The organism is Rhizobium bangladeshense, from assembly GCF_001662075.1.
GTDB lineage: Bacteria > Pseudomonadota > Alphaproteobacteria > Rhizobiales > Rhizobiaceae > Rhizobium > Rhizobium bangladeshense_B.
Genome location: NZ_LYPL01000003.1, coordinates 154,762 through 175,341 on the forward strand (window position 1 = coordinate 154,762; position 20,580 = coordinate 175,341).

At 62.4% G+C, this 20,580-nt stretch carries 21 protein-coding genes and 3 pseudogenes; 16 read left to right on the forward strand and 8 right to left on the reverse strand.

The features are described from left to right. The first annotated feature begins 138 nt into the window (after positions 1-138). From A7X77_RS08310 to dusA, 3 genes are all read left to right on the forward strand, one after another. Complete coding sequence (locus A7X77_RS08310; protein WP_064682483.1) at positions 139-606, forward strand: DUF3828 domain-containing protein; 468 nt, start codon at positions 139-141, stop codon at positions 604-606. A gap of 502 nt (positions 607-1,108) precedes the next feature. Further along, on the forward strand, positions 1,109-1,321 hold the full coding sequence (locus A7X77_RS08315; RefSeq protein ID WP_003540801.1) for a cold-shock protein: 213 nt from the start codon (positions 1,109-1,111) through the stop codon (positions 1,319-1,321). 183 nt (positions 1,322-1,504) lie between these two features. Continuing rightward, positions 1,505-2,506, forward strand: coding sequence for a tRNA dihydrouridine(20/20a) synthase DusA (gene dusA / locus A7X77_RS08320; protein WP_064682484.1), 1,002 nt, complete (start codon positions 1,505-1,507; stop codon positions 2,504-2,506). A gap of 32 nt (positions 2,507-2,538) precedes the next feature. On the opposite strand, the gene A7X77_RS08325 is transcribed toward dusA, so the two are convergent. Next, positions 2,539-3,495, reverse strand: a complete 957-nt coding sequence (locus A7X77_RS08325) for a S1C family serine protease (RefSeq protein WP_064682485.1) — start codon at positions 3,493-3,495, stop codon at positions 2,539-2,541. A 571-nt stretch (positions 3,496-4,066) separates the two neighbouring features. Here A7X77_RS08325 and A7X77_RS08330 point away from each other — a divergent pair. Then, positions 4,067-4,903, forward strand: coding sequence for an alpha/beta fold hydrolase (locus A7X77_RS08330; protein WP_064682486.1), 837 nt, complete (start codon positions 4,067-4,069; stop codon positions 4,901-4,903). A gap of 508 nt (positions 4,904-5,411) precedes the next feature. Beyond that, a complete protein-coding gene (locus A7X77_RS08335) occupies positions 5,412-5,627 on the forward strand; it encodes a hypothetical protein (protein WP_010031346.1) in 216 nt (71 codons plus the stop codon). A gap of 26 nt (positions 5,628-5,653) precedes the next feature. Here the strand turns inward: A7X77_RS08335 and A7X77_RS32990 are convergent, their stop codons facing one another. After that, positions 5,654-6,598, reverse strand: coding sequence for a hypothetical protein (locus A7X77_RS32990; RefSeq protein WP_064682487.1), 945 nt, complete (start codon positions 6,596-6,598; stop codon positions 5,654-5,656). Between the two features lie 302 nt (positions 6,599-6,900). Here A7X77_RS32990 and A7X77_RS08345 point away from each other — a divergent pair, with 302 nt between their 5' ends. Beyond that, entirely contained in the window at positions 6,901-7,410 is a 510-nt protein-coding gene (locus tag A7X77_RS08345) for a BA14K family protein (protein ID WP_064682488.1), read from the forward strand. 162 nt (positions 7,411-7,572) lie between these two features. Here A7X77_RS08345 and A7X77_RS08350 read toward each other — a convergent pair whose 3' ends face one another. The 3 genes from A7X77_RS08350 to A7X77_RS08360 are packed head-to-tail and all read right to left on the reverse strand — an operon-like array spanning position 7,573 to position 10,565. Beyond that, positions 7,573-8,505 (reverse strand): DUF3313 domain-containing protein, encoded by a 933-nt coding sequence (locus A7X77_RS08350; RefSeq protein ID WP_245293719.1) that lies wholly within the window; start codon positions 8,503-8,505, stop codon positions 7,573-7,575. A gap of 42 nt (positions 8,506-8,547) precedes the next feature. Then, on the reverse strand, positions 8,548-9,897 hold the full coding sequence (locus A7X77_RS08355) for a sensor histidine kinase (RefSeq protein ID WP_432431337.1): 1,350 nt from the start codon (positions 9,895-9,897) through the stop codon (positions 8,548-8,550). Further along, positions 9,894-10,565: a response regulator transcription factor gene (locus A7X77_RS08360; RefSeq protein ID WP_064682491.1), complete on the reverse strand. Its 672-nt coding sequence runs from the start codon at positions 10,563-10,565 to the stop codon at positions 9,894-9,896. Before A7X77_RS08360 ends, A7X77_RS08355 begins: the two co-directional genes overlap by 4 nt. 117 nt (positions 10,566-10,682) lie before the next feature. Between A7X77_RS08360 and A7X77_RS34200 the strand changes: the two genes are divergently transcribed. Then, positions 10,683-10,805 carry a hypothetical protein gene (locus A7X77_RS34200; protein ID WP_280950324.1) on the forward strand — a complete coding sequence of 41 codons (123 nt, stop codon included), beginning with the start codon at positions 10,683-10,685 and terminating at the stop codon, positions 10,803-10,805. Between the two features lie 118 nt (positions 10,806-10,923). Here A7X77_RS34200 and A7X77_RS08370 read toward each other — a convergent pair whose 3' ends face one another. Further along, positions 10,924-11,445, reverse strand: coding sequence for a winged helix-turn-helix transcriptional regulator (locus A7X77_RS08370; RefSeq protein ID WP_064682493.1), 522 nt, complete (start codon positions 11,443-11,445; stop codon positions 10,924-10,926). A gap of 89 nt (positions 11,446-11,534) precedes the next feature. Here A7X77_RS08370 and A7X77_RS08375 point away from each other — a divergent pair. After that, positions 11,535-12,175 (forward strand): annotated as a pseudogene (locus tag A7X77_RS08375) (dihydrofolate reductase family protein). 58 nt (positions 12,176-12,233) lie between these two features. Here A7X77_RS08375 and A7X77_RS08380 read toward each other — a convergent pair. Next, positions 12,234-13,679 carry an adenylate/guanylate cyclase domain-containing protein gene (locus A7X77_RS08380; RefSeq protein WP_064682494.1) on the reverse strand — a complete coding sequence of 482 codons (1,446 nt, stop codon included), beginning with the start codon at positions 13,677-13,679 and terminating at the stop codon, positions 12,234-12,236. 262 nt (positions 13,680-13,941) lie between these two features. Here A7X77_RS08380 and A7X77_RS08390 point away from each other — a divergent pair, with 262 nt between their 5' ends. Next, positions 13,942-14,151 carry a hypothetical protein gene (locus A7X77_RS08390; RefSeq protein WP_064682496.1) on the forward strand — a complete coding sequence of 70 codons (210 nt, stop codon included), beginning with the start codon at positions 13,942-13,944 and terminating at the stop codon, positions 14,149-14,151. Positions 14,152-14,302: 151 nt separating this feature from the next. Here A7X77_RS08390 and A7X77_RS08395 read toward each other — a convergent pair whose 3' ends face one another. Further along, positions 14,303-14,929, reverse strand: coding sequence for a TetR family transcriptional regulator (locus A7X77_RS08395; RefSeq protein WP_064682497.1), 627 nt, complete (start codon positions 14,927-14,929; stop codon positions 14,303-14,305). A gap of 96 nt (positions 14,930-15,025) precedes the next feature. On the opposite strand from A7X77_RS08395, the gene A7X77_RS08400 reads away from it, so the two are divergent. From A7X77_RS08400 to A7X77_RS08420, 7 genes and pseudogenes are all read left to right on the forward strand, one after another. Next, positions 15,026-15,679, forward strand: a complete 654-nt coding sequence (locus A7X77_RS08400) for an O-methyltransferase (RefSeq protein ID WP_064682498.1) — start codon at positions 15,026-15,028, stop codon at positions 15,677-15,679. Between the two features lie 149 nt (positions 15,680-15,828). Next, positions 15,829-16,638, forward strand: a pseudogene (locus A7X77_RS08405) (hypothetical protein). A 118-nt stretch (positions 16,639-16,756) separates the two neighbouring features. Continuing rightward, on the forward strand, positions 16,757-17,233 hold the full coding sequence (locus A7X77_RS08410; protein ID WP_156668093.1) for a hypothetical protein: 477 nt from the start codon (positions 16,757-16,759) through the stop codon (positions 17,231-17,233). Between the two features lie 162 nt (positions 17,234-17,395). Next, positions 17,396-18,394, forward strand: a complete 999-nt coding sequence (locus A7X77_RS08415) for a DUF808 domain-containing protein (protein WP_064682500.1) — start codon at positions 17,396-17,398, stop codon at positions 18,392-18,394. A 153-nt stretch (positions 18,395-18,547) separates the two neighbouring features. Then, positions 18,548-18,789, forward strand: a pseudogene (locus tag A7X77_RS32080) (SDR family NAD(P)-dependent oxidoreductase); the annotation flags it as partial. A gap of 435 nt (positions 18,790-19,224) precedes the next feature. Continuing rightward, positions 19,225-19,398 carry a hypothetical protein gene (locus tag A7X77_RS33425; RefSeq protein WP_016733396.1) on the forward strand — a complete coding sequence of 58 codons (174 nt, stop codon included), beginning with the start codon at positions 19,225-19,227 and terminating at the stop codon, positions 19,396-19,398. Positions 19,399-19,676: 278 nt separating this feature from the next. Beyond that, on the forward strand, positions 19,677-20,450 hold the full coding sequence (locus tag A7X77_RS08420; RefSeq protein ID WP_064682501.1) for a phosphodiester glycosidase family protein: 774 nt from the start codon (positions 19,677-19,679) through the stop codon (positions 20,448-20,450). Positions 20,451-20,580 lie beyond the last annotated feature (130 nt).

Here is a 20,580-nt window from a genome sequence, read left to right on the forward strand (position 1 = left end):
GTGAGACTCTTCCGGCGGTCGTCGCGGGCACCGCCCGGAAACGGCCGGGCCGGCGGCCATGCTGTACCCTCCGAAAATGCCGCTCCACGTTGACGCTCGTTTCGGCTATGATTCTCCACCCATCCGAGGAGAGCCTGCATGCGTCTGTCCACATTCATCCTCGCCCTTGCCGTCTCGGCCTTCGCGGCCCTGCCCGCCGCGGCGGAGACCTACAAGACGCCGAAAGCGCTGCTCAAGGCGCTTTACAGCTACGACACCGATAGAAGCGACGCCGAGGCGCCCTCGCCCTATTCGATCTTCTTTTCCGACCACCTGAACAGGCTTCTCCAGGCAGATCTCGACAACACGCCGGAGGGTGATGTCGGCGCGGTCGATTTCGATCCTGTCATTGCAGGCCAGGACGGCGAAGCGAGCAACGTCCGGATCGGCCAGCCGATCCTACTGGACGACAAGGCCGAAGTGGAAGTGCAGTTCAAAAACGGCGAGGAAGTCACGCTGTTCTACACTTTGGTGCGCGAGCACGGCGGCTGGAAGGTCGACGACATCGCCAATCAGAAAGGCGATGCTCCCTGGAGCCTGACCGCGCTGTTGGGGGATGCGCAGTAGGCGGCGGCAAACCCAAGCGCGCTGCCCTCTTCTGCTCGTCAGAGAAGCGTGCCCGGCATGTCGGCAACGAGACAGCGCATGCACCGAGCGCGAGTAAAGAGCAATGCAGGGTTGCTGCGCATCGCCTCGTTCCGTTTCGGCACGCCGATCCCGCTATGGCACAGCCGTGCAAGCATCTGCCAACTTTTCGTCAAGTATCTGAATCTTCGGCATTTCCTGTCACGATAAGCGGCATGCCACAATAATGGCGCTTGCCTTTTGACCGAAATGATGGCACGAATCCACCTACTCGGGCATTAGCATGCCGGTGACTGGACTGATGTGGCAATCCCTTCCGTTACGGAAGGAGACGCGGGAATACCCGCCTGCGTAGACGTTCTTTCCCCGTACGTGACTTCTCCGACTGACCCTTCGTCCCATCGATTCGGGGCGAAAGCTAAAGCCGTCCGCTTCCCCTCGGGGGCGCGGATACTAGACAGACTAAGGGAAAAGGACGATCCCAATGGCCACCAAAGGCACCGTAAAATTCTTCAACCAGGACAAGGGTTTTGGTTTCATCACGCCGGACGGCGGCGCAAAGGACGTTTTCGTCCACATCTCCGCGCTGCAGGCTTCTGGCATCCAGTCGCTGCGCGAAGGCCAGCAGGTTACCTTCGACACCGAGCCGGACCGCATGGGCAAGGGCCCGAAGGCCGTCAACATCTCGGCTTCGTAAGTCAGATTTCCGCTTTCTGCGGCATGAACGGCGCTCCGCAAGGGGCGCCGTTTTCGTTTACGCTTGCGAATTTGTCGATCGCACCGGCAAGTGTTATATGCGCCCTTTATGATAACCCGCCGGCGCGCGGCAGGAACGGCGCCCTGCCACGGCAGCCTGCGACCAAAGGAACAAGAAACGTCGATGACGCAGAAAAGGCCGATTTTTGCGGTCGCCCCGATGATCGACTGGACGGATCGGCATTGCCGCTATTTCCACCGCCAGATCAGCCGCCAGGCGCTGCTCTATACCGAGATGGTGGTCGCCGATGCGATCATCCACGGCCCGCGCGAGCGGCTGCTCGGCCATGACGTGGCCGAACATCCGCTGGCGCTGCAGCTCGGCGGATCGGATCCGGACAAGCTTGCCGAGACGGTGAAGATCGCCGAACCCTATGGCTATGACGAGATCAACCTTAATGTCGGCTGCCCCTCCGACCGCGTGCAATCGGGCACCTTCGGCGCCTGCCTGATGCTGACGCCGGAGACGGTGGCCGCATGCGTCGCGGCGATGAAGGCCGTCGCGACCGCGCCGGTGACGGTGAAATGCCGCATCGGCGTCGACGAGCAGGAGCCGGAAGTGGCCCTACCCGCGCTTATTTCTCGTGTTCTCGATGCCGGCGCCGATGCGATCTGGATCCACGCGCGCAAGGCCTGGCTGAAGGGCCTCAGCCCGAAGGAGAACCGCGAGATCCCGCCGCTCGACTACGAGATCGTCTACCGGATGAAACAGCGCTGGCCCGAGGTTTTCATCGGCATCAACGGCGGCATCCGCACGCTCGACGAGGCCGCGAGCCACCTCACCCATGTCGACGGCGTCATGCTCGGCCGGGCGGCCTACCAGAATGCGGCTGTGCTTGCCGACGTCGACCACCGCTTCTTCGGCGCGCCGGCGGCCGAACCCGACTGGCAGGCGCTGTGCGGGCGGATGATGGCCTATGCCGAGCGCCATATCGCCGGCGGCGGCCGGCTGCAGCACGTCGCCCGCCACATGGTCGGCCTTTTCACCGGCCTGCCCGGCGCCCGGCGCTACCGCCAGATCCTCTCCACCGACGCGGCAAAAAGCGGCGCCGGACCGGAGGTGCTGGCGGCAGCCTTCGCGGCCGTGGATTTTTCCGGAGCGGAGCAGGAAGCGGTCAGCGCCTGACGTAACGTTATGCCTTCGTCGCTACCCACGGCTTAAGACCGCGCAATCGGCAGCAAGATCTTCTTCTCGATCCGGCCGGCCACCGAGAACACCAGGATTTCCGTTTCTTTGCCGATCCGGCTGCCATCCATCAGTCTGACAATATCGTCGACGCCGCCGACCGGGCTGGCGTCAATGGCGAGGATATAATCGCCCTCCTGCAGCCCGCCCTTTGCCGCCGGCCCGTCCGGCTCGACACGCCGGATGCGAACAGAGGTCGTTAGCACCGTTCCCGCCGCTAGCGCGACCCGGCGCGGCAGCACGATCGTGTCGCCGGCAATTCCGATGAAAGCACGCCGCACCTGGCCGTAGCGGAGGATTTCCGAGACGACGAAATTGGCCGTATTCGAGGCCACGGCAAAGGCAATGCTCTGCGCGCCCTGAATCACGGCGGTGTTGACGCCGATGACCTCGCCACCCGAAGACACCAGCGGCCCGCCGGAGTTGCCGGGATTGAGCGCGGCGTCGGTCTGGATGACATCTTCCATCAGCCGGCCGCTTGCCGCCCGCATCGAGCGGCCGAGCGCCGAGACGATGCCGGCAGTGACGGTCCATTCGAAGCCCAGCGGGTTTCCGATCGCAATCGCGATATGACCCCTGCGCAGGCGCTGGGAGTCCCCGAGCTTCGCCCAGGTCCCGGTGCTCGCATTGGCCCGAACAAGGGCGATATCGGTATCGACATCGCGGCCGAGCACACGCCCCTCGGTGATGAATCCGTCCGGCGTCGTGATGCGAACGAGCTTGGCGTCGTCGACGACATGGCTGTTGGTGACGATCAGGCCATCGGGCGAGACGGCAAAGCCCGACCCGTGCCCCTGCCGGCCTCCCACCCGCTCGATCCGGCTTACCGCCGGCCCGACCATGTCGACGGCGGCTGCGATCGATTGCGAATAGGCATCGATCAGCGCCCCGTCATCCTGCGGGGCGATGTCCTTATCCATGTAACCCATGATCTGATCCTCTGGCGGCAGCAACGGCCGTCCCGCCGCCGGCAAAGCAATCGCGATTGCGATCGTTCGCCATGGCGCTGTTTGAGAGAAATAGATGGTTGGGCGTCGATCCGCGTTCAAGTGAGCGCGAGCGCAGCCTGCAATCCCGGCACAACAGGAGAGAACGCGACCCTAGGCGAACAGATATATCGAACTACCGCGACAGATATATTGAACGATTGGAGATAACGTGGCTCATTGCTGACATCACCGGATCTCAGCCGCTTGCCGCGACCGAGATGCCGGGGGTCAAACGAATGTTCGCAGCACGATGCAGTCAGGCAAGGCGCGCCATGTCCTGTCGCCGCAACCGGAAGGATAGGCGCCTAGTACGATATATACCTATTAAAACTTCGTCATATCAATGGAATAGAACTAGGTGTTCAACAAGCGCATCATTCTATCTTGAGTCGATATTGATCTGCGCAGACGCGGTTCTCCGGCCACCGGCGTAACGGTTGCTCGTGGGCCTTGCCGATCCCGTCTGCAACGGTCTGTTTTAGTCCAATCCGATCAATCAAGGAGTCATGACATGAGCACAGTCACCACCAAGGACGGCGTCGAGATTTTTTACAAGGATTGGGGGCCGAAGACCGCCCAGCCGATCATGTTCCACCACGGCTGGCCGCTGAGCGCCGACGACTGGGACGCCCAGATGTTGTTCTTCCTCGAGAAGGGCTACCGCGTCGTCGCCCATGATCGGCGCGGCCACGGCCGCTCCACTCAGGTCGGCGACGGCCACGACATGGATCATTACGCCGCCGATGCCGCAGCTGTCGTCGAGCATCTCGATCTCAGGAACACCGTTCATGTCGGCCACTCCACCGGCGGCGGCGAAGCGACCCATTATGTCGCTCGCCACGGCCAGCCGCAGGGCCGCGTTGCCAAGCTCGTCATCATCGGCGCCGTGCCGCCGCTCATGGTCAAGACAGATGCCAATCCCGGCGGTCTGCCGATCGACGTTTTCGACGGCCTGCGCCAGCAGCTCGCCGCCAATCGCTCGCAGTTCTACCATGATCTGCCGGCCGGCCCGTTTTACGGCTTCAACCGGCCGGACGCGAAAGTGTCGGAACCAATCATCAACAATTGGTGGCGCCAGGGCATGATGGGCGGCGCCAAGGCGCATTATGAAGGGATCAAGGTGTTCTCGGAAACCGACTTCACCGAGGATCTGAAGATCATCATCGTGCCGACCCTCGTCATGCATGGCGACGACGACCAGATCGTGCCGATCGCCGCCTCCGCGCTGCTCTCGTCCAAGCTGCTGCAGAACGCCACGCTCAAGGTCTACGAGAAACTCCCGCACGGCATGTGCACCACCCATGCGGATATCATAAACCCCGACATCCTCGCCTTCCTCAAGGGCTGATGCCCAGGCCGCCGGGCGCTGAAGAGGCGCCCGACGGCCATGCCGTTTTCTGGTAAAACGGCTTTGGCATGAAACCGTTTTCGCCAATTTGCGTTTAGCGGCCATGAAAAGAGAACGCGAACCCTCATCAAAGGCTTATCGGCAGGATCGTTTCGAAAATACCGAGCGAGCCGCCAAGGAAACCATCGAGGCGGAGCAGCGGGCTCGTCGGGAAAAGACCAAGCGGCTGAAAGAACTGCGCTTGTCGCAGCAAGGCGGCAAGGACCCGGCAACCAGGTAGATCTGCGCCGATGCCGTCAGTCCGCCCATCTCCATGCCCTCGCCCGCGTCTTTGCGCGCCTCGATTTCAACGCCGCGCGTTTTTTTGGACGCGCATAGGGCGCTGCAACATCTTGAAGCGTTGCATTGGTTTTTTATTTCAGACGTTCGCCCATCTTGCGGAGCAAGGTCTGCGAAATTATCTTTTCTCGCAATAGCGATTCACGGCATCGAAAAAGGGCAAACTGCGATGTCAGACAAGCTGTTCAGCACGCGTGACGAACCGCTCGCTTCGGAGGACCTAGCTGTTTGCAGGCGTGTCCACGAAGCCCTTTGCAGCGGGCTCGATATCGACAGGTCAAGTGAGGAAGCCGATCGTCTCGGCGCCCTCATCATCGAGCTTTACCGGCAGGGTGTGCATGACGAGACCCAGCTTCGCCTGCTTGCCGGCGGCAAGCGAGGCTGATCGCGAAGGTCATCCCAGGCCCGTGATCAGAGGCCGGTGGTTTCGGCGTTCGTTGGCGCCGACGTTTCAGTCGGATCGATGGCCGGCGCGGATTCGGTCGTTCCCGATACCTCTTCCACGCTGCCGGTGTCGGCTTCCGACGTTTCCGCGGTCACGGCAGGATCTGTCGTCTCGCTACCCTCGACTGCATCGCTAGTCTCGGTTACAGTTCCCTCTGCAGGGGTTTCCGCCGCCGGGGCCTGCGCCGCCATGGTCTCCCGCATCTGGTCAATCGTGCCAACGGCCGCTCCGACGCCGAGTGCGTCCTTTGCCCAGCTCAAGGTTTCCGGAGTGACCGTGCCCGTCTTGGTCGCGGCAGCAAGCGCTGCCGTGAGCGCCGCATCACCCAGGAGCGGATCGTCGGCTGGCGGAGCAACGCCGTTGGCCATCTCATACTGCGCATAGGCTGTTGCGAATGCCGCGATTCCAGCCATGCGCGGATCCGCGGTCTTCATGAGGGCATGGAAATTGCGCTTAAGGGAATTGAGACCGGCAAGCTGTGCCGCCTGTTTCTTTGCCGGTTTTTCCGCAGGCGCTTTCGCAGAAGTCGTCTTCTTGCCGGCGCCCTTCGCAGTCACACCCTGCTTGGTCGTATTTGTTTTGCCCGTCTTGCCGGTGGACTTGTTGGCACCGCGGCCGTTTTCAGCCTTTCCTCCCGATTTGGTGCTTCCGTTTCCGCTGCCGCTGCCATGGCTGCTGCTGCCGCCGCCATGGCCGCCGCCGCTGTTTCCGCTACCACTCCCGCCGCCGCCTCCGTTGCCGCCGCCTCCACCGTTGCCTCCACCGCCGCCGTTGCCGCCACCGCCGCCGTTGCCGCCGTTGCCGCCACCCTTGGCGAAGGCAGGCGAAAGATCGGTAAATACGATGCTGAGCGGCGTAAGCGCCAGGGTTGTGGAGAGACAGAGAAGGCCGATGATTCTGGAGAGCTGCATGATAGTCTTTCTGACATGAGAGTGACGCCGTTACATGCCAGGTATTGAAGCAGCACCGCTATAAGAACTGGTTTAGTATCTACTTGCAATTTGAACTTCTTGCCGAATTTCGGCACGATCATCTTCTGCTGATATTCGCCCAGAACCGGAGAATGCGTCATGCATCTCCCTGGTCAGGTCTCGGCCAGCATCCGACTGCGTTAGCGAAGACGCACATAGATCCGCGTCCCGCGTCCCAAATTGAAACTTATTTCCTTAATCCGCGTTATCCCCCGATACATCCGTGACTCATGGTGAGTGACATGAACAGATTCGCCATCATTGCCCTGTCGATAGCGACGGCTTTCTCCGGAACGCCTGTTTCGGCAGGCCCGGCCTTCGTGCCGAGCCCAGTTCAATCGGCCGCCCAGCCGGTGCCGGGCGATACCGATGCCCGGATCATGACCGTCGGCTGCAGCAGGTTCTCGATCGTCTGCTCGCGCTATGGCGACAGGCGCAGACATTACAGCGATCGCCGTTACTACCGTGACCGTCACTACTATCGCGACCGAGACTACTACCGCGATGACCGGTACGGATGGGACCGCCGCTATGACCGCAGATGGCGGCGCCACCACGACAACACCGGCGCCATCATCGGCGGCCTGGCGGCAGGCGCCATTATCGGCGGCATCATCGCTTCGCAGCCGCGTGCCTACAGTTCGCGCGGCTACGGCTCGCACGCCGAATATTGCTATAGCCGCTACCGGTCCTATCGCGCGTATGACAATACCTATCAGCCAAATTACGGTCCGCGCCGTCAGTGCCGCTGATCGGGTATGACAATCCCAACAGCCAGCCCCGCATCAAGATGCGGGGCTTTTTGCTGTCACACGCCCAAGAAAAATACCTGCAAAAGACGGACGGAGCACGGCTTTTCCGTCCCGGCTCCGTCCGTCCCGTCAGCCCAGCCTTCGGGTTGGCTGAGCACGCGGTCAATAAGCGGCGGCCGGCTTCGGCTTCTTTTCCGTCCATTGCGGCGGCGCGCCATATTTGGCGGCGACGGCGCCGACCAGCCCAGGCTCACGGCCGAAGGCATCGCAGGCGACGTATTTCGGCTTGCCGCCGAGCCAGGATTTCATCCGCTGGCGCGAGGGAAGCGAGAGGTCCAATCCCTTCGGCTCCTTGCCTGCGATTAACATGCGGGAAAATTCGCTGCCGAACTTGGAAGCCAGGCCGTAGGCATCGCCCACCTCGGAAACGCGCGGATTGTTCTGCAGCGAGTTTGCCCCGCGCGCCCAGACCATCGCCGCCCGCTGCGCGCCCGATTTGTCGACCGCCTCGGCTTCCACCGCCAGCCCGCCGAGTCCGACAGGCAGGCGCGGCACGCCGACCGGCAGCGCAAAGCCCGTGCCGACGGTCACGACCGTGGAAACCCCCGCCATCGTCTTGTTGGTCGGCACAATGTCGGTGACCATCGAGCGGATCGTCAGGTCCGCGCTCTCGCCTGCCGCCACCATCTGGTACCTGTCGCTCAGGGAAATGCAGAGCGCCCGGTCGAGCGCGTTCGAGACCATCGCCCGGTCGGCCGGCGATTTGATCCGGCTTGCCGCAGCGAAGCCGAAGCGCGTCGGCTCGATGGCGACCGTCTTTATCGGGGCGAGATTGAGGCCATCGACATAGACGCGCGATTTCGAAAGCTTGCCCTTCGGCGCACCGAGATTGGAATAGGTGGAGAGCGTCCCACTCTCCTTGAGCGGTACCGAGCTGCACCCGGCCGCGGCCGCGGCCAGCGCCAGCGGCAATGCCAGAGACACCAATTTCGAAGCCTTTGAAAAGGATGAAATAAAGGGATTGCTGCGCACTCTGCATGGCCTCCGTCGCCGATAATGTGCGGGGAAATTGGCGGCGAAGAATTGCCGCAGCATTACATTGTTTCCGGCAGCATCGGCTTCCGGAAACAACCGGCGTCATCTGAATTGTATCGCCACCTCGGTGCCGGCAGCAGCGCTCGCGATGCGGACCTCGCCGCCATGGTTCAAAGCTATCTGCTTGACGAGGCTGAGGCCGAGGCCTGCCCCCGTGCTCTTCGGAGTAACCCGGTAGAAGGGCTCGAACACCAGTTCCCGGTGCTCGGCCGGAATGCCCGGCCCTACGTCGGTGACGCTGATCCGCCCGCCGCCTATATCCGAGACTGAGACCGTGATCATGCCTCTACCGCCGCCATGGTCGATGGCGTTGCGCACCAGATTGCTGACGGCCCGCGGCAGCGCCGAAGGGCTGCCCTTGCGCTTCAGACTCTCGACCTCACTCTGAAACGAGATCTGGTAGCCGGCGCCGATCGCCAGCGGCGCAAGATCGGCCACCACACCGCGCGCGATCTCGACGAGATCGACGGTCTCCTGGAGATCGCTCGCCTGGTCGTTGCGCTCGAAATCGAGCAACTGTTCGGCCGTCTCCGCCAGGCGCGCGACATCGTCGAGCAATCGCCTGCGGTCCTGCCCCTCCGCCGTTCCGTCGATCCTGGTCTGCATGATCGCGATTGGCGTCCTCAGCTCATGCGCCGCGTCCATCAGGAAGTGCTGCCGCTTGCGGAACTCGATTTCCAGCCGGCCGAGCGCCTCGTTGAAGGCAACCACCAGCGGCGCGACCTCCCTCGGAATGCCGTCCAGCGGCAGGCGCGCATCGTAGCGGCGCGGCTCGATCTCCGAGGCTTTGCGGGCAACCTCGCTGACGCTGGCAAGGCCCCTCCGGATGATCCTGGGAACGGTGAAGAAAACCGCGGGCAAGGCAATGGCGAGCAGCGGACCGTAAATCGCATAGGCGTTGCTCATCAGCGTGAAAATTGGCCAGCCCTTGTCCGCGACACCGCCGAAAAGCACACGCAGCTCACCGATGCCGGTTTCCACGCTTTCCACCGAGGCGATCTCGTTTGTGCCGGCCGATCCCCTGATATCGGCTCCTTCAAACAAATAGGTCAGACGTACAAGCTCGGCGTAAACAGGGGGAATGGTCCCGTACGACACGAAGGAGCCGTTCGGCGTCGCCGCGACATACCAGAGCCCGTCATATTGCTGCTTGAGCGCATCAAGCTCCGGCGTATTCCTTATTTCGAGCCGTCCCTCGGCATCGAGCGAGACGGCTGGAGCCAGGACCGCGGTGATATGATCCTCCAGCGCGACATTCGGAGAGAGGATCGACGCGCCATAGAAGCAGAGCCCGATGATCACCGCCGTCACCACGCCGACGAAGACCAGGCTGAGCTGCCAACTGAGCCGCCACCAGAGCGACGGATTGGTGTTCCCTGCCCCGCCCATCATTCTTCCTTCAGGAGATAGCCGACGCCGCGGATATTATGGATCGAGACCTCCGCACCGGCATCGGCAAGCCGCTTGCGCAGCCGCGATATATGGGCGTCGAGTGCGTTCGACTGGATCTCTTCTTCATAGTTGTAGACGGCCGCCTCCAGCGTCGAGCGCAGCACGGTCTTTTCCTTGCGCCTGGCGAGCGCGGCGAGCACCAGAAGCTCGCGCCGCGGCAGATCGAGCGGCGTCTCGCCGACGGTGACGCTCAAATGCAGGGGATCGATCACCATCCTCCCGGCGATGATCTTCAGTTCGGAAAGGTTCGGCGGCCGCCGCAGCACGGCCCGCAGCCGCGCCATCAGTTCCTCCACAAGGAACGGCTTGCCGAGATAGTCGTCGGCGCCGAGATCGAGCCCTTCCACTCGCTCCTTCGGCGCGTTCAGCGCCGTCAGCACGATGATCGGCGTATCCTTGCCGGTGCGCCTCAGCTCCGGAATGAAGCGCAGCCCCTCGCCGTCGGGCAGGCGCCGGTCGAGCAGAATCGCGTCATAGGGGTTCTGCCGCGTCAGCTCCACGGCATCGGCAAGATGCACCGTGTGATCGGTCACGATCCCATGCTTGCCGAGCGCCGCAGTCAGCGCTTCAGCCAGCTCCTTCTCATCCTCAATCAGCAGAATCCGCATCGCCCAACCAACCCTTGCGCCCCTGTCTCTGCCGCGAGGGTTGCAGCAACATTGCGGAACTTGAAAGGCAGCCGGTCATGCTGCTGCAATTGTTGCTACCGAGGATCAGGCAGCACAATGCAGGACCTCAAGATGATCCGTCTCAAATCCGTCCTCCGCCTCCTCGAAACCTACCTGCTCTCCGCCTTCATCCTCGCCAGCCTGCTGGCCGGGCCGCTGATTATATTGTTCGTGAGGTAGATACGAAGCTCGGCCAAAGGAAACGACAATGACAATTGAAGATTGACCGTAATTGGCTTTTTCCGGCCAGCGAAGATGGAAGGCGTGCCGTGCAGCCCCCTCCAATATCGCTCCTTGCCTACGCCCCCCCAGCCGCCAACTTCTCCCGCACCTCCAGAAACGCCGCCGTCAGCCGCGCCAGCACTGGCGAGGTGACCGTCCCGTTCGCTCCTGCCACCGGATCGACGATATGGATCTGCCGGAGATCCTCCATGAATTCGTCCCAGAGCGGCTGCCCGCCCTCTTCGAGAAGCTGCGCGCGAATGCTGAGATCCTCCGTCACCGGCAGGTGACGCCTGCCCCAGGCGCCGATCATGGCGAAGACGGGCACGAGCTGGATTGCCGGCTCCGTCAGGCTGTAGATCGCCTTCTGGCTGTGGCTCGGATCGTCCCGCTTGCTGATGAAGCCGAGCGAAAGCAGCCGCTTCAGCCGCGCCGCCAGAATATTGGAAGCGATTCCCTCCTCCGAATTGTTGAGCAGGTCGCGGAAATGCCGGCGGTTGCCGAACATGATGTCGCGGATGATGATCAGGCTCCACCGGTCACCCAGCACTTCCATTGTCAGGTTGATCGGGCAGCCAGACCGCAATTCGATATCCACAAAGTATCTCCTGTAAAAACCAGTTGCATTATAGGATCACTTATGGGAGAAAACAACTAGTTTCATATTGCAATCATATGGAGGACAGCATGGCCAAGGTGCGCGTTGCAGGGTTTTCCGTTTCCGTGGACGGTTTCGGCGCCGGCCCGGAGCAGAGCCTGAATGACCCCCTGGGAAAGCGGGGGCCGGAAATGTTCCAATGGTTCTTCCATACCCGCACCTTCCGCGCCATGATGGGCAAGGACGACGGCTCTGAAGGCATAGACCAGGATTATGCCGCCCGCGCCATGGCCGGTTTCGGCGCCTTCATCCTCGGCCGCAACATGTTCGGCCCGATCCGCGGCGAGTGGCCGGACGATGCCTGGAAAGGCTGGTGGGGTCCGAACCCGCCTTACCATGCGCCGACTTACATCCTCACCCATTACCCGCGCGAGCCGATCGTCATGGAGGGCGGCACGACCTTCCACTTCATCACCGGGGGCATCGAGGAAGCGCTCGACAAGGCGACGGCCGCCGCGGGCGACAAGGACGTCAAGATCGGCGGCGGCGTCAGCACTGTCCGGCAATATCTGCAGGCCGGCCTGATCGATGAACTGCACTTCGCCGTCGCCCCGTCATGCTCGGCAAAGGCGAAGCAATGTTTTCAGGCATCGACCTGCTGGATCTCGGCTTCCGCGTCACCGAACATGTCGCCAGCGAACACGCCACCCATATCGTGCTCGCGAAATAATTGCCGGCTCAGGCGATCCGGGCAAGGCGGTCGCAAGTGTTGCCTCCTCGCGTCAGATCTAACCCGGCATCACCCGGTATACGCATGCCGTTCCCTCGACGCCCCGCAGCGGGGCGTCGAAGGCGGCCAGCCTGTGGCCGGAAAGCAACTGGGCGACACCAGGTGCCGAAAACAGCGCTTCGGAAATGCAAATCTCGCCGGCATCGGCCAGCGACTGCACCCGGGCAGCGACATTGACGGTCTGTCCGAAATAATCGAGGTTGTCGTTCAAGGTCACGGCAATGGACGGGCCGCAATGGGCGCCGATCTTCAGGATGATGCTGGGATCGCCATGTTCGCTGTTGAAACGCTCGATTTCCCCAAGCATATGCAGCGCCGCCGAAACCGCATCGGCCGGGCGGGAGAAGGCAGCCATCACGGCATCGCCGATCGTCTTGACAATTGCGCCCGAATGCTCCTGCACCGTGGCGCCGAGCAAGGCGAAATGTTCGCGCACGAGCGCATAGGCGTTGAGATCGCCGAGCCGTTCGTACATCGCGGTCGAACCCTTGAGATCGGTGAAGAGCAACGTCACCTGGCGGATGCCGAGCCCTTCCCTCTCGTCGACGCGCTCGGAGCGGAACAGGCGCCGGAAGGTCTGGCGTGCCAGCAGCATGCCGCCCGACATGTAGGGATCGAAGTCGAGAACCGGCTTGGTCGTCTGCGCCAGGATCTCCGGCGGCCAGTTGATCAGCAGCAGCGAGCCGCGCATGGCCGCCGAGCTCTCGATTTCAATGATGACAGGGCCGGGCCGCACCGCTGGCAGCGAAGCGGAGAACCGCTGCCCGTCATATCGGACGCGCAGGAGCGTCGGCACCGTCACGGGCTCGCCTGCCACCGGCAGCGCGAAGCTCGCCTGGGTCTGCACATTTATGCCGGCGAGCGCCCCGGGCCCGAGCTCCGCCCTCACCGTCGTGACCGACCCCGGCGCCAGAAAGGTCAGGCCGCGCACCATTCCCTTGAGGACATCGAGAAAGCGGGCCTGCTGGCCGGGCAGCCGCGCATCACTGAGAAACCGCGCCTTCCAGTGAAAATCCTCGACCGAAAGCGAGCCCGGATCGTGAAACGGCAGCCGGCGCAACTTCGGCGACACGGTGAAGGTCACCTCGATAAAATCGTCGAGGTCGGTTTCGCCGGAGACGTCACAAAGGCCGCAGACATAGTGGGTCTTCAACGTCCGCAGCGCGCCGAAACTGTCGAGCACCATGCCGGATTGGGGACAGACGACGTCCCAGCTCATCTCGAACAGGCCGCTGCGTGTCGCATGGAGAAAGAGATCGATGCTTTCGGCCTCGGAGATCGCGTGGTCGCGCGCGAAAGCCAGAGGGTTGATGCGGTAGAGCGAGAAATCGTCGCCGCTGCGGATCAGGCTTTCGAATTTGGAGATGACGCGGGGGCTCCAGGATCGGGCAAGTTCCATCTCGGTCATCTTGCTGTCGAGGAGTCGTTCCTGAACATCGCTCATCTCACACCTGCGCCTCGATTGGCCAGGCCATGGGATCCACGGCGGCTCCCGCAATTATAGCAAAAAAACAGGCCGTGCGTCCGCCTTCTGCAGCCTTGAACCCGGCAAAGGCAAGGTCCGCCCGGCGGCCGCCGGACCGCGCCAAAATAGCTGTAGCTTTGCTTCGGAATAAGCGTAGACTTGCTACGTCGGCCCACTGGATCATCGGCGAGACCGCTTGAGAGACCATAAATGCTCTCGCCGCTTCATGGGGGGAACCACTGTGCTCCTTTGCCAAATCCCGCTCGACGATTGCGAGATAGCCACTGTCACCGACGCCGTCCGGCAATGGTGCGAAGAGAGGAAGCTCGACATCGACGGCATCGAAGGCCGCCGTGCCATCACGCTTGCCGTCGATCTCATCCAGACCAACCCCGGCCACGACCACGACCAGCTTCTTGCCGAACTGTCGAAACGGATGGCCCCCCAATAGCGGCGGCCATCGACGCGAGACACGCCGCCGCAGGAAGCGACAGGTGAACTGTTCAAGCCGCACCGATAACGCGCTGATGTGGAAACATGCCGTGGCCTCTCTGGAAAACGGCCGCTTCCTTCGCTGAACCCCTGCCGTCCCCGGCTCTGCCTCATCCGAGCCTTTCCAGATAGGCGCAGAACATATCCGCCATCGCGTCGGCATAGGCCTCGATCTCCGCCGAGCTGCGTGGAACCTCCGAAAACCGCTTCCCCACCGTGGCAAGCGTCGTGCCGACCAGGTCGCCGGCCAGCGCCCGGGTCGCCTCCGGCGCCGATGGCAGCGCCTCGCACATGAACAATTCGATGATGCGGTCGCCCGATGCCCTTGCCGCCTGCGCCTCCGGCGCATCGCGATAGAGCGGGGCCGCGTCATGCAGCGCCACCCGCATTGCCGCCTCCTCGCACTCGGAGCGGAGAAAGGCGTGGACAAGGCGGCGCAGCCGGTCGAGCGGCGGCCTTTGCCCATCCTCCAGGATCGTCGCGAGCAGGTCGGTCGTCTCGCGCCACTCGTCGCTCTGCAGCCGGAAGAGGATCGCCGCCTTGTTGGGAAAATACTGATAGAGCGAACCGATGCTTACGCCTGCCCTTTCGGCCACTCGCGCCGTGGTGAAACGCTGGGCGCCTTCCCGGGCCAAAACCTGAGCAGCGGCATCGAGGATCGCCGCCACGAGCTCGTTAGAGCGAACCTGCTTCGGCTGCTTTCGTGAGGAAATCCGGGCACTTGGCCGGTCGGTCATGGCGGCGTCCTGCAATGCGATTAGCAAATGCGACGAATTATTCGTATTTATTCACCCGAGGCAACATCCTCCCAAATCCAAACCGGAGATTCACCCATGACCACACTGACGACCGCGCCGCTGGCGCCCCTGCTCGATGCCCTGTTTGCGGAAGCCGCCGCGGCGACGAGCCCTGCAATGTCGGGGCTTACAGGCGAAGAACGCATGCGCCTCATTGAGAGCAAGACCGAATATCTTAATCTCTACGGCCGCTTGAAGGACCTCTGGCTTCCCGTCTCGCGCGAAACCGGCGCCCTGCTCTATATGCTGGCCCGCAGCAGCCGCGCCTGCACCATCGTCGAGTTCGGCACCTCCTTCGGCATCTCGACCCTTCATCTCGCCGCAGCCCTGCGTGACAATGGCGGCGGCCGGCTGATCACCAGCGAGTTCGAGCCCTCGAAGCTCACGCGGGCGCGCGAAAACCTGACGGCCGGCGGCCTGATCGACCTCGTCGACATAAGGGAGGGCGACGCCCTGCAAACGCTGAGCGTCGACATGCCCGAAACGATCGACCTCGTCTTCCTCGACGGCGCCAAAGCGCTCTACCGCGATATCCTGGAACTGGTGGAAGATCGCCTGAGACCGGGCGCCCTCATCATCGCCGACGACGCCGATGTCAGCCCGGACTATCTCGCCCGCGTGCGCACCCAGGCCGCCGGCTACCTCTCGACGCCGTTCGCCGACGATATCGAACTGTCGATGCGGGTTTGATATCAGCAATTGGAGCCGCGTGCTTCCAATACGAAATCTGCCCTTCGCTTGCGCTCAAGCACCAGCGAGGGCAAACACGCAACAGTCCACCGCCCTCACCCCACTTCCTCGCCTAAGGCAATACAACCTCCCTTCCGCAAGGCCGCCCGGTGCTCCGCTTCATCCCCCCACGCCCTCGCAGCTCTTATACTGACGCTGCTCACCCAGATTGGCGCACCTATCTCTTCGCCCTTGCCGTCGTGCGCATATGCGGCCTTAGGCGACTTCCCGCCAAGCTTGCGCTCTTCCTTTTGTGCTACGCCCGCGCGACCGTCGCCACACAGTTTGCGGCACCGGCATTCGGCCGCGTTCCACTCTCCTGCCTGTCAAGCGTCGAAGACAGGCTCATGGTCAGCTCGCCGATCTACTGCGCGCCGAACCGCCACTACGTCACGCCCAAGCTTCGCGATCTCGCAGAGTCGCTCGCCGCCCATATGGACGCGCAATTCCCCGGCACCGTCACCTTCGCGCTGGATGCGAATTTCCCCTTCGTCAACGGTTTCCCGCTACTGCCGCATCTCTCGCATGCTGACGGCAAGAAGCTTGATTTCGCTTATTATTACAAGGATGCCGGCGGTGCCTTCCTGAATGGCGCCACCCGCTCGCCGACCGGTTATTTCGCTTTCGAGGAGCCCGGCCCGGGCGATGAACTGCCCTGTGCGGACCGCCATGACTGGCTTACCACCCGCTGGGATTTCGACGCGCTCCAGCCTTGGTTTCCGGCCTATCAGATCGAGGAACAGCGCACCTCGGCCGCCATTGCCTGGCTGACGACGGAAGGGGTTACGCGCTTCGGCTTGCAGAAGATGTTTATCGAACCGCATCTGAAAACCGCCCTCGGCATCACCGATGCCCATGTCCGCTTCCAGGGCTGCCGCGCCGCCCGCCACGACGACCACATCCATATCCAGATCAAGTGAGCGCAGTCGAACCGCCAGCTCGCCTTCCGCTTGCGCGAAACGGGAAATCCGTTAGATCTGTCCAAGCACGAAAGCCTCCGCAGAGAGCTGTGATTCGAGGTGGATTATGGGACATCATATGGTCGGAGTCGTCGGTTCGCCCGCCGCCGTGGCGACAATCGTCCAGGCGGCAGATTGCCCGGAACCCACGGCACTGCCGTTCGGCCTTGAGATCGCTCCCTTGGGCGATCGACAGATCGATCGACTGACGAAACTTCAGCCCGGCGCCCACCGCGACGGCTTCAGAAGCCTCTCGGCCGCGCTCGAGCAGGCTCTGGCGGCCGCCTCTGGACATGGCCGGCTGGCCTATATCGAGACGGAATATTTCGGCGGAACCGGTTCCCAGGCAGCAGCAGCATTTGCGGACGGAGACATGATATTCAGCGCTGCAAAACCGGATAGGCAGGACCCGATCGGCCCCGACGACCCGATCAACGCAGCCTTGCGACGTCTCGACGTCGAGGCCGCCGGCCATGCCGACGAGTTCGAGGTCTTGGGGCTTCGGCGCTTCCGCAGCCTTGAAGACCTCGGCCTTGACGAAGACGAGGATGATTAGAGTCCGGCAAGATCTGTCCCTGGCTGCCGGATCGAACGCCGGGCCAAGTGATCCGCCTGCCATTTTGATCGGGCGCCGCAACCATCCGTGGCAGCGCCTCTTTCCGGCTGCCGCCCGATTGGCTATTTTCGCCATCCATGTCCCTAAACGAGAGGTTCGCTTGTGAGCGTCGGCCTGATTGCCCTGCTTGATGATGTTGCCGCGCTTGCAAAGGCGGCCGCTGCTTCCCTGGACGACGTGGTTGCTCACGCGAGCAGAGCCGGCGCCAAGGCCGCCGGCGTCGTGATCGACGACGCAGCCGTCACGCCGCGTTATGTGACCGGCCTGTCGGCGGCGCGCGAACTGCCGATCATTGCGAAGATCGCCGCCGGTTCCCTCAAGAACAAACTTCTGTTCCTCCTGCCGGCAGCACTCGTCCTCAGCCTTCTCCTGCCGCAGGCGGTGACGCCGCTGCTGATGCTCGGCGGGCTCTACCTCTGCTACGAGGGCGCCGAAAAGGTCTACGAGCTCGTCGTGCCGCATGCCGCCCATGCCCACGAGGCGGGACTCGAGACGATCAGCGTCGATGCCAAAACCTTCGAGGACGAAAAGGTCGCGAGCGCCGTCAGGACCGATTTCATTCTGTCGGCCGAGATCATGGCGATCACGCTCGGCTCCCTGTCCGAGTCGGGGCTGGCGATGCAGGCGCTGGTTCTCGCCGTGGTCGGAACCGTGATCACGGGTACCGTCTACGGCGTCGTCGCTCTGATCGTGAAGGCGGATGATTTCGGCCTCTGGCTTGCCCAGCGCTCCTCCCCTTCTCAAGCCGGCGCGCTCCTGCGCATGCTCGGGCGCGTTCTGGTGAAGGGCATGCCTTATCTTCTCAAGGTGCTCGGCCTGATCGGGACGGCGGCGATGATCTGGGTCGGCGGCGGCATTATCGTGCACGGCGCCGAAACCTTCGGCTTCGCTTGGCTGAGCCATCTCCTCCACGATGCCGGGGAAGGCGTCGCCCATGCAGTGCCGGCTGGCGGCGCCGTGTTTTCCTGGCTGGTTCAAGCGGCCGGTGCGGGTCTCGTTGGCATCCTCATCGGACTGGCGACAATCCCGGCCGTCGGCTACATTGTTGCGCCCACGTGGCAATGGTGCGCGGCCCGGCTGCGCCGGATGAAGACCGTCTGAGCGAGCGGCAGCAGGTTTTGAATACCGCGCCAAGGGTGGCGGAGCAGGCGCCATGATGACTCCAAATCCTTCACCTGCCGGTCGGGCGAGCAACGCAGGCGCGTTGCGGCCCGACCATCACCGGCATCCCTTTCATCGTAAGCACGCTGCGCGCAGGTCGCCGCCATCCTCTTCGAAGCGATCGGCAAGCCTGTCGCCTATAACGCCGTCTCCGACAAGGCCTTCATCGCCATGCTGATCGGCACTTGCGTACCGGCCGATTACGCAAGCTTTCTCGCCTCGGTCTTCCATCCCGTCCGCCAGAACTGGACCGGCGATGTCGAGACTCTGACCGGCAAGGCTCCGCGTTCACTGCCGCTTATGCGGCCGATCACGCCGCAGCGTTGAAGGCGTAGTCAGAACGACGAATGCAGATGGCGGATCGCCGCCGTCTGCCCGCGACACCAGGATAATCGATCGGCCACGCCCCGGCTTGCACGCCTTGCTGCGGGTCTCGAGCAGCAACGGCGCTCCTCTGACACGGCGCCGCGCGTAAGCCGCGCCTATCGCAGCGGCAACTCGTAACTCCGCTTCAGCGTTTCCATCGGCACGTCGGTCTTGGCCGTCCGTAACGGAAGATACCGCGACTGAGCTCGAAGCGGCAACCCTGATTGACCGCTCCCGCCGCCGATCAACCCGATCATCGTCGCGGAGTTTCAAACGATTTTAAAAACCAAGCGTCCAGAGTTAATCGATTTTAATTTTATTATTAAAATTTTCTTGTTGCGACGCAAAAGAATCTCAGCATTAGCTTTTTTGCCGATGCTCAGTTTGTCATTTGGAGAACTCGCATGACTGTGACATTTCCGCTGACCGAGAAGCGCGACGCAGAAGCGTTGCTCAAGCATTTGACGCTGCACAAGCTCACCTATCCCGGAAACTGCGTCGTGTCGCTCAAGGCGCACGTCGCCCAGGTTTCATCCTCGCACACGACAGCCCTCGGCACGGCCCGTACCGCCTGGTAGGAACTGCCCCTGACGATCCACTCTCGCCTGCTTGCCAGGGTGATGTAGCCCCGGCGCCACCCGGCACGGATAGCGCCGAGAACCGCATCGAGGCATTCGACTTGGTCGAATCCATTGCACCGGTAGCTGCGTAGACATTCACACACGATCCAGCAGAAATCATCGGCTGCCAGTTACAGAAGGCGATCATTGCGGGTATCTACGGAGTTCCCACTCCCCGCAGTGCCGCCAGAGCGGAAACCGGATTCCGGCTCGGCGGTGCCAAATCGGAACCCCAAATGACCTATCTAAAATACGGCATGCTCTCTCTGACATTAGTGCTGGCAGCCTTATTGCCCCTGCACCACGCGCAGGCCGAACAATGCGAAAAGGTCACCTTCGATGAGGCGAAATACGTCGTCTGCACTTTGGAAGTGGGAAAAGTCGATCTGCGTCTGTTCTGGAAGGGCGCCGACGGAAAGCCATACCGCGCCTTTTCAAACCTTGCCGAAGCCGCTCGGGCCGAAGGGCGAAGGCTGACTTTCGCCGTCAATGCCGGCATGTATCGAGCCGACTTTTCGCCGATGGGACTGTATGTCGAGAACGGCAGGGAACTGAGACCCGCCAATATGGCGGCTGCCGAACGCGCCGCCGGCCAGGTGCCGAATTTCTACAAGAAGCCGAATGGCGTGTTCTTTCTGGGCGAAGCCGGCGCCGGCATCCTACCGACCGATGCGTTCCTCAAACTCGCCCCTAAGGCACGCTTCGCCACCCAGTCCGGCCCGATGCTCGTCATCGCCAACAGGCTCAATCCAATCTTCATTATCGGTTCGACGGACCGGACCCGCCGAAGCGGCGTCGGTGTCTGCGAGAAGGGGACCGTTCGCTTCGCGATCAGCGAAGACGGTGTGAATTTCCACGATTTCGCGCGGCTCTTCCGCGATCGTCTGCACTGTCCGGACGCCTTGTTTCTCGATGGTGGACGCGGCGTCGGACTTTACAATCCGGAGATGGGACGCAACGACTGGTCCTGGCACGGCGGCTATGGCCCGATATTCGGGCTGCTGGAATAACGCGCGGGAAACTGCATCGAGACCCGCAATCCTCAGCCGGCCTTTGCGTTCGGCCGAACATCGATATCGACCGTGACGGGGAAAACGGATGCCCGACTGACAGGCGATTTTTCATCCCGTCGTGGGCAGA

Coding starts and splice junctions, on each gene's coding strand:
- A7X77_RS08310 (WP_064682483.1), top strand. CDS start 139: ATGCGTCTGTCCACATTCATCCTCGCCCTTGCCGTCTCGGCCTTCGCG.
- A7X77_RS08315 (WP_003540801.1), top strand. CDS start 1,109: ATGGCCACCAAAGGCACCGTAAAATTCTTCAACCAGGACAAGGGTTTT.
- dusA (WP_064682484.1), top strand. CDS start 1,505: ATGACGCAGAAAAGGCCGATTTTTGCGGTCGCCCCGATGATCGACTGG.
- A7X77_RS08325 (WP_064682485.1), bottom strand. CDS start 3,495: ATGGGTTACATGGATAAGGACATCGCCCCGCAGGATGACGGGGCGCTG.
- A7X77_RS08330 (WP_064682486.1), top strand. CDS start 4,067: ATGAGCACAGTCACCACCAAGGACGGCGTCGAGATTTTTTACAAGGAT.
- A7X77_RS08335 (WP_010031346.1), top strand. CDS start 5,412: ATGTCAGACAAGCTGTTCAGCACGCGTGACGAACCGCTCGCTTCGGAG.
- A7X77_RS32990 (WP_064682487.1), bottom strand. CDS start 6,598: ATGCAGCTCTCCAGAATCATCGGCCTTCTCTGTCTCTCCACAACCCTG.
- A7X77_RS08345 (WP_064682488.1), top strand. CDS start 6,901: ATGAACAGATTCGCCATCATTGCCCTGTCGATAGCGACGGCTTTCTCC.
- A7X77_RS08350 (WP_245293719.1), bottom strand. CDS start 8,505: ATGCTGCGGCAATTCTTCGCCGCCAATTTCCCCGCACATTATCGGCGA.
- A7X77_RS08355 (WP_432431337.1), bottom strand. CDS start 9,897: ATGATGGGCGGGGCAGGGAACACCAATCCGTCGCTCTGGTGGCGGCTC.
- A7X77_RS08360 (WP_064682491.1), bottom strand. CDS start 10,565: ATGCGGATTCTGCTGATTGAGGATGAGAAGGAGCTGGCTGAAGCGCTG.
- A7X77_RS34200 (WP_280950324.1), top strand. CDS start 10,683: ATGCAGGACCTCAAGATGATCCGTCTCAAATCCGTCCTCCGCCTCCTC.
- A7X77_RS08380 (WP_064682494.1), bottom strand. CDS start 13,679: ATGAGCGATGTTCAGGAACGACTCCTCGACAGCAAGATGACCGAGATG.
- A7X77_RS08395 (WP_064682497.1), bottom strand. CDS start 14,929: ATGACCGACCGGCCAAGTGCCCGGATTTCCTCACGAAAGCAGCCGAAG.
- A7X77_RS08400 (WP_064682498.1), top strand. CDS start 15,026: ATGACCACACTGACGACCGCGCCGCTGGCGCCCCTGCTCGATGCCCTG.
- A7X77_RS08410 (WP_156668093.1), top strand. CDS start 16,757: ATGGTCGGAGTCGTCGGTTCGCCCGCCGCCGTGGCGACAATCGTCCAG.
- A7X77_RS33425 (WP_016733396.1), top strand. CDS start 19,225: ATGACTGTGACATTTCCGCTGACCGAGAAGCGCGACGCAGAAGCGTTG.
- A7X77_RS08420 (WP_064682501.1), top strand. CDS start 19,677: ATGACCTATCTAAAATACGGCATGCTCTCTCTGACATTAGTGCTGGCA.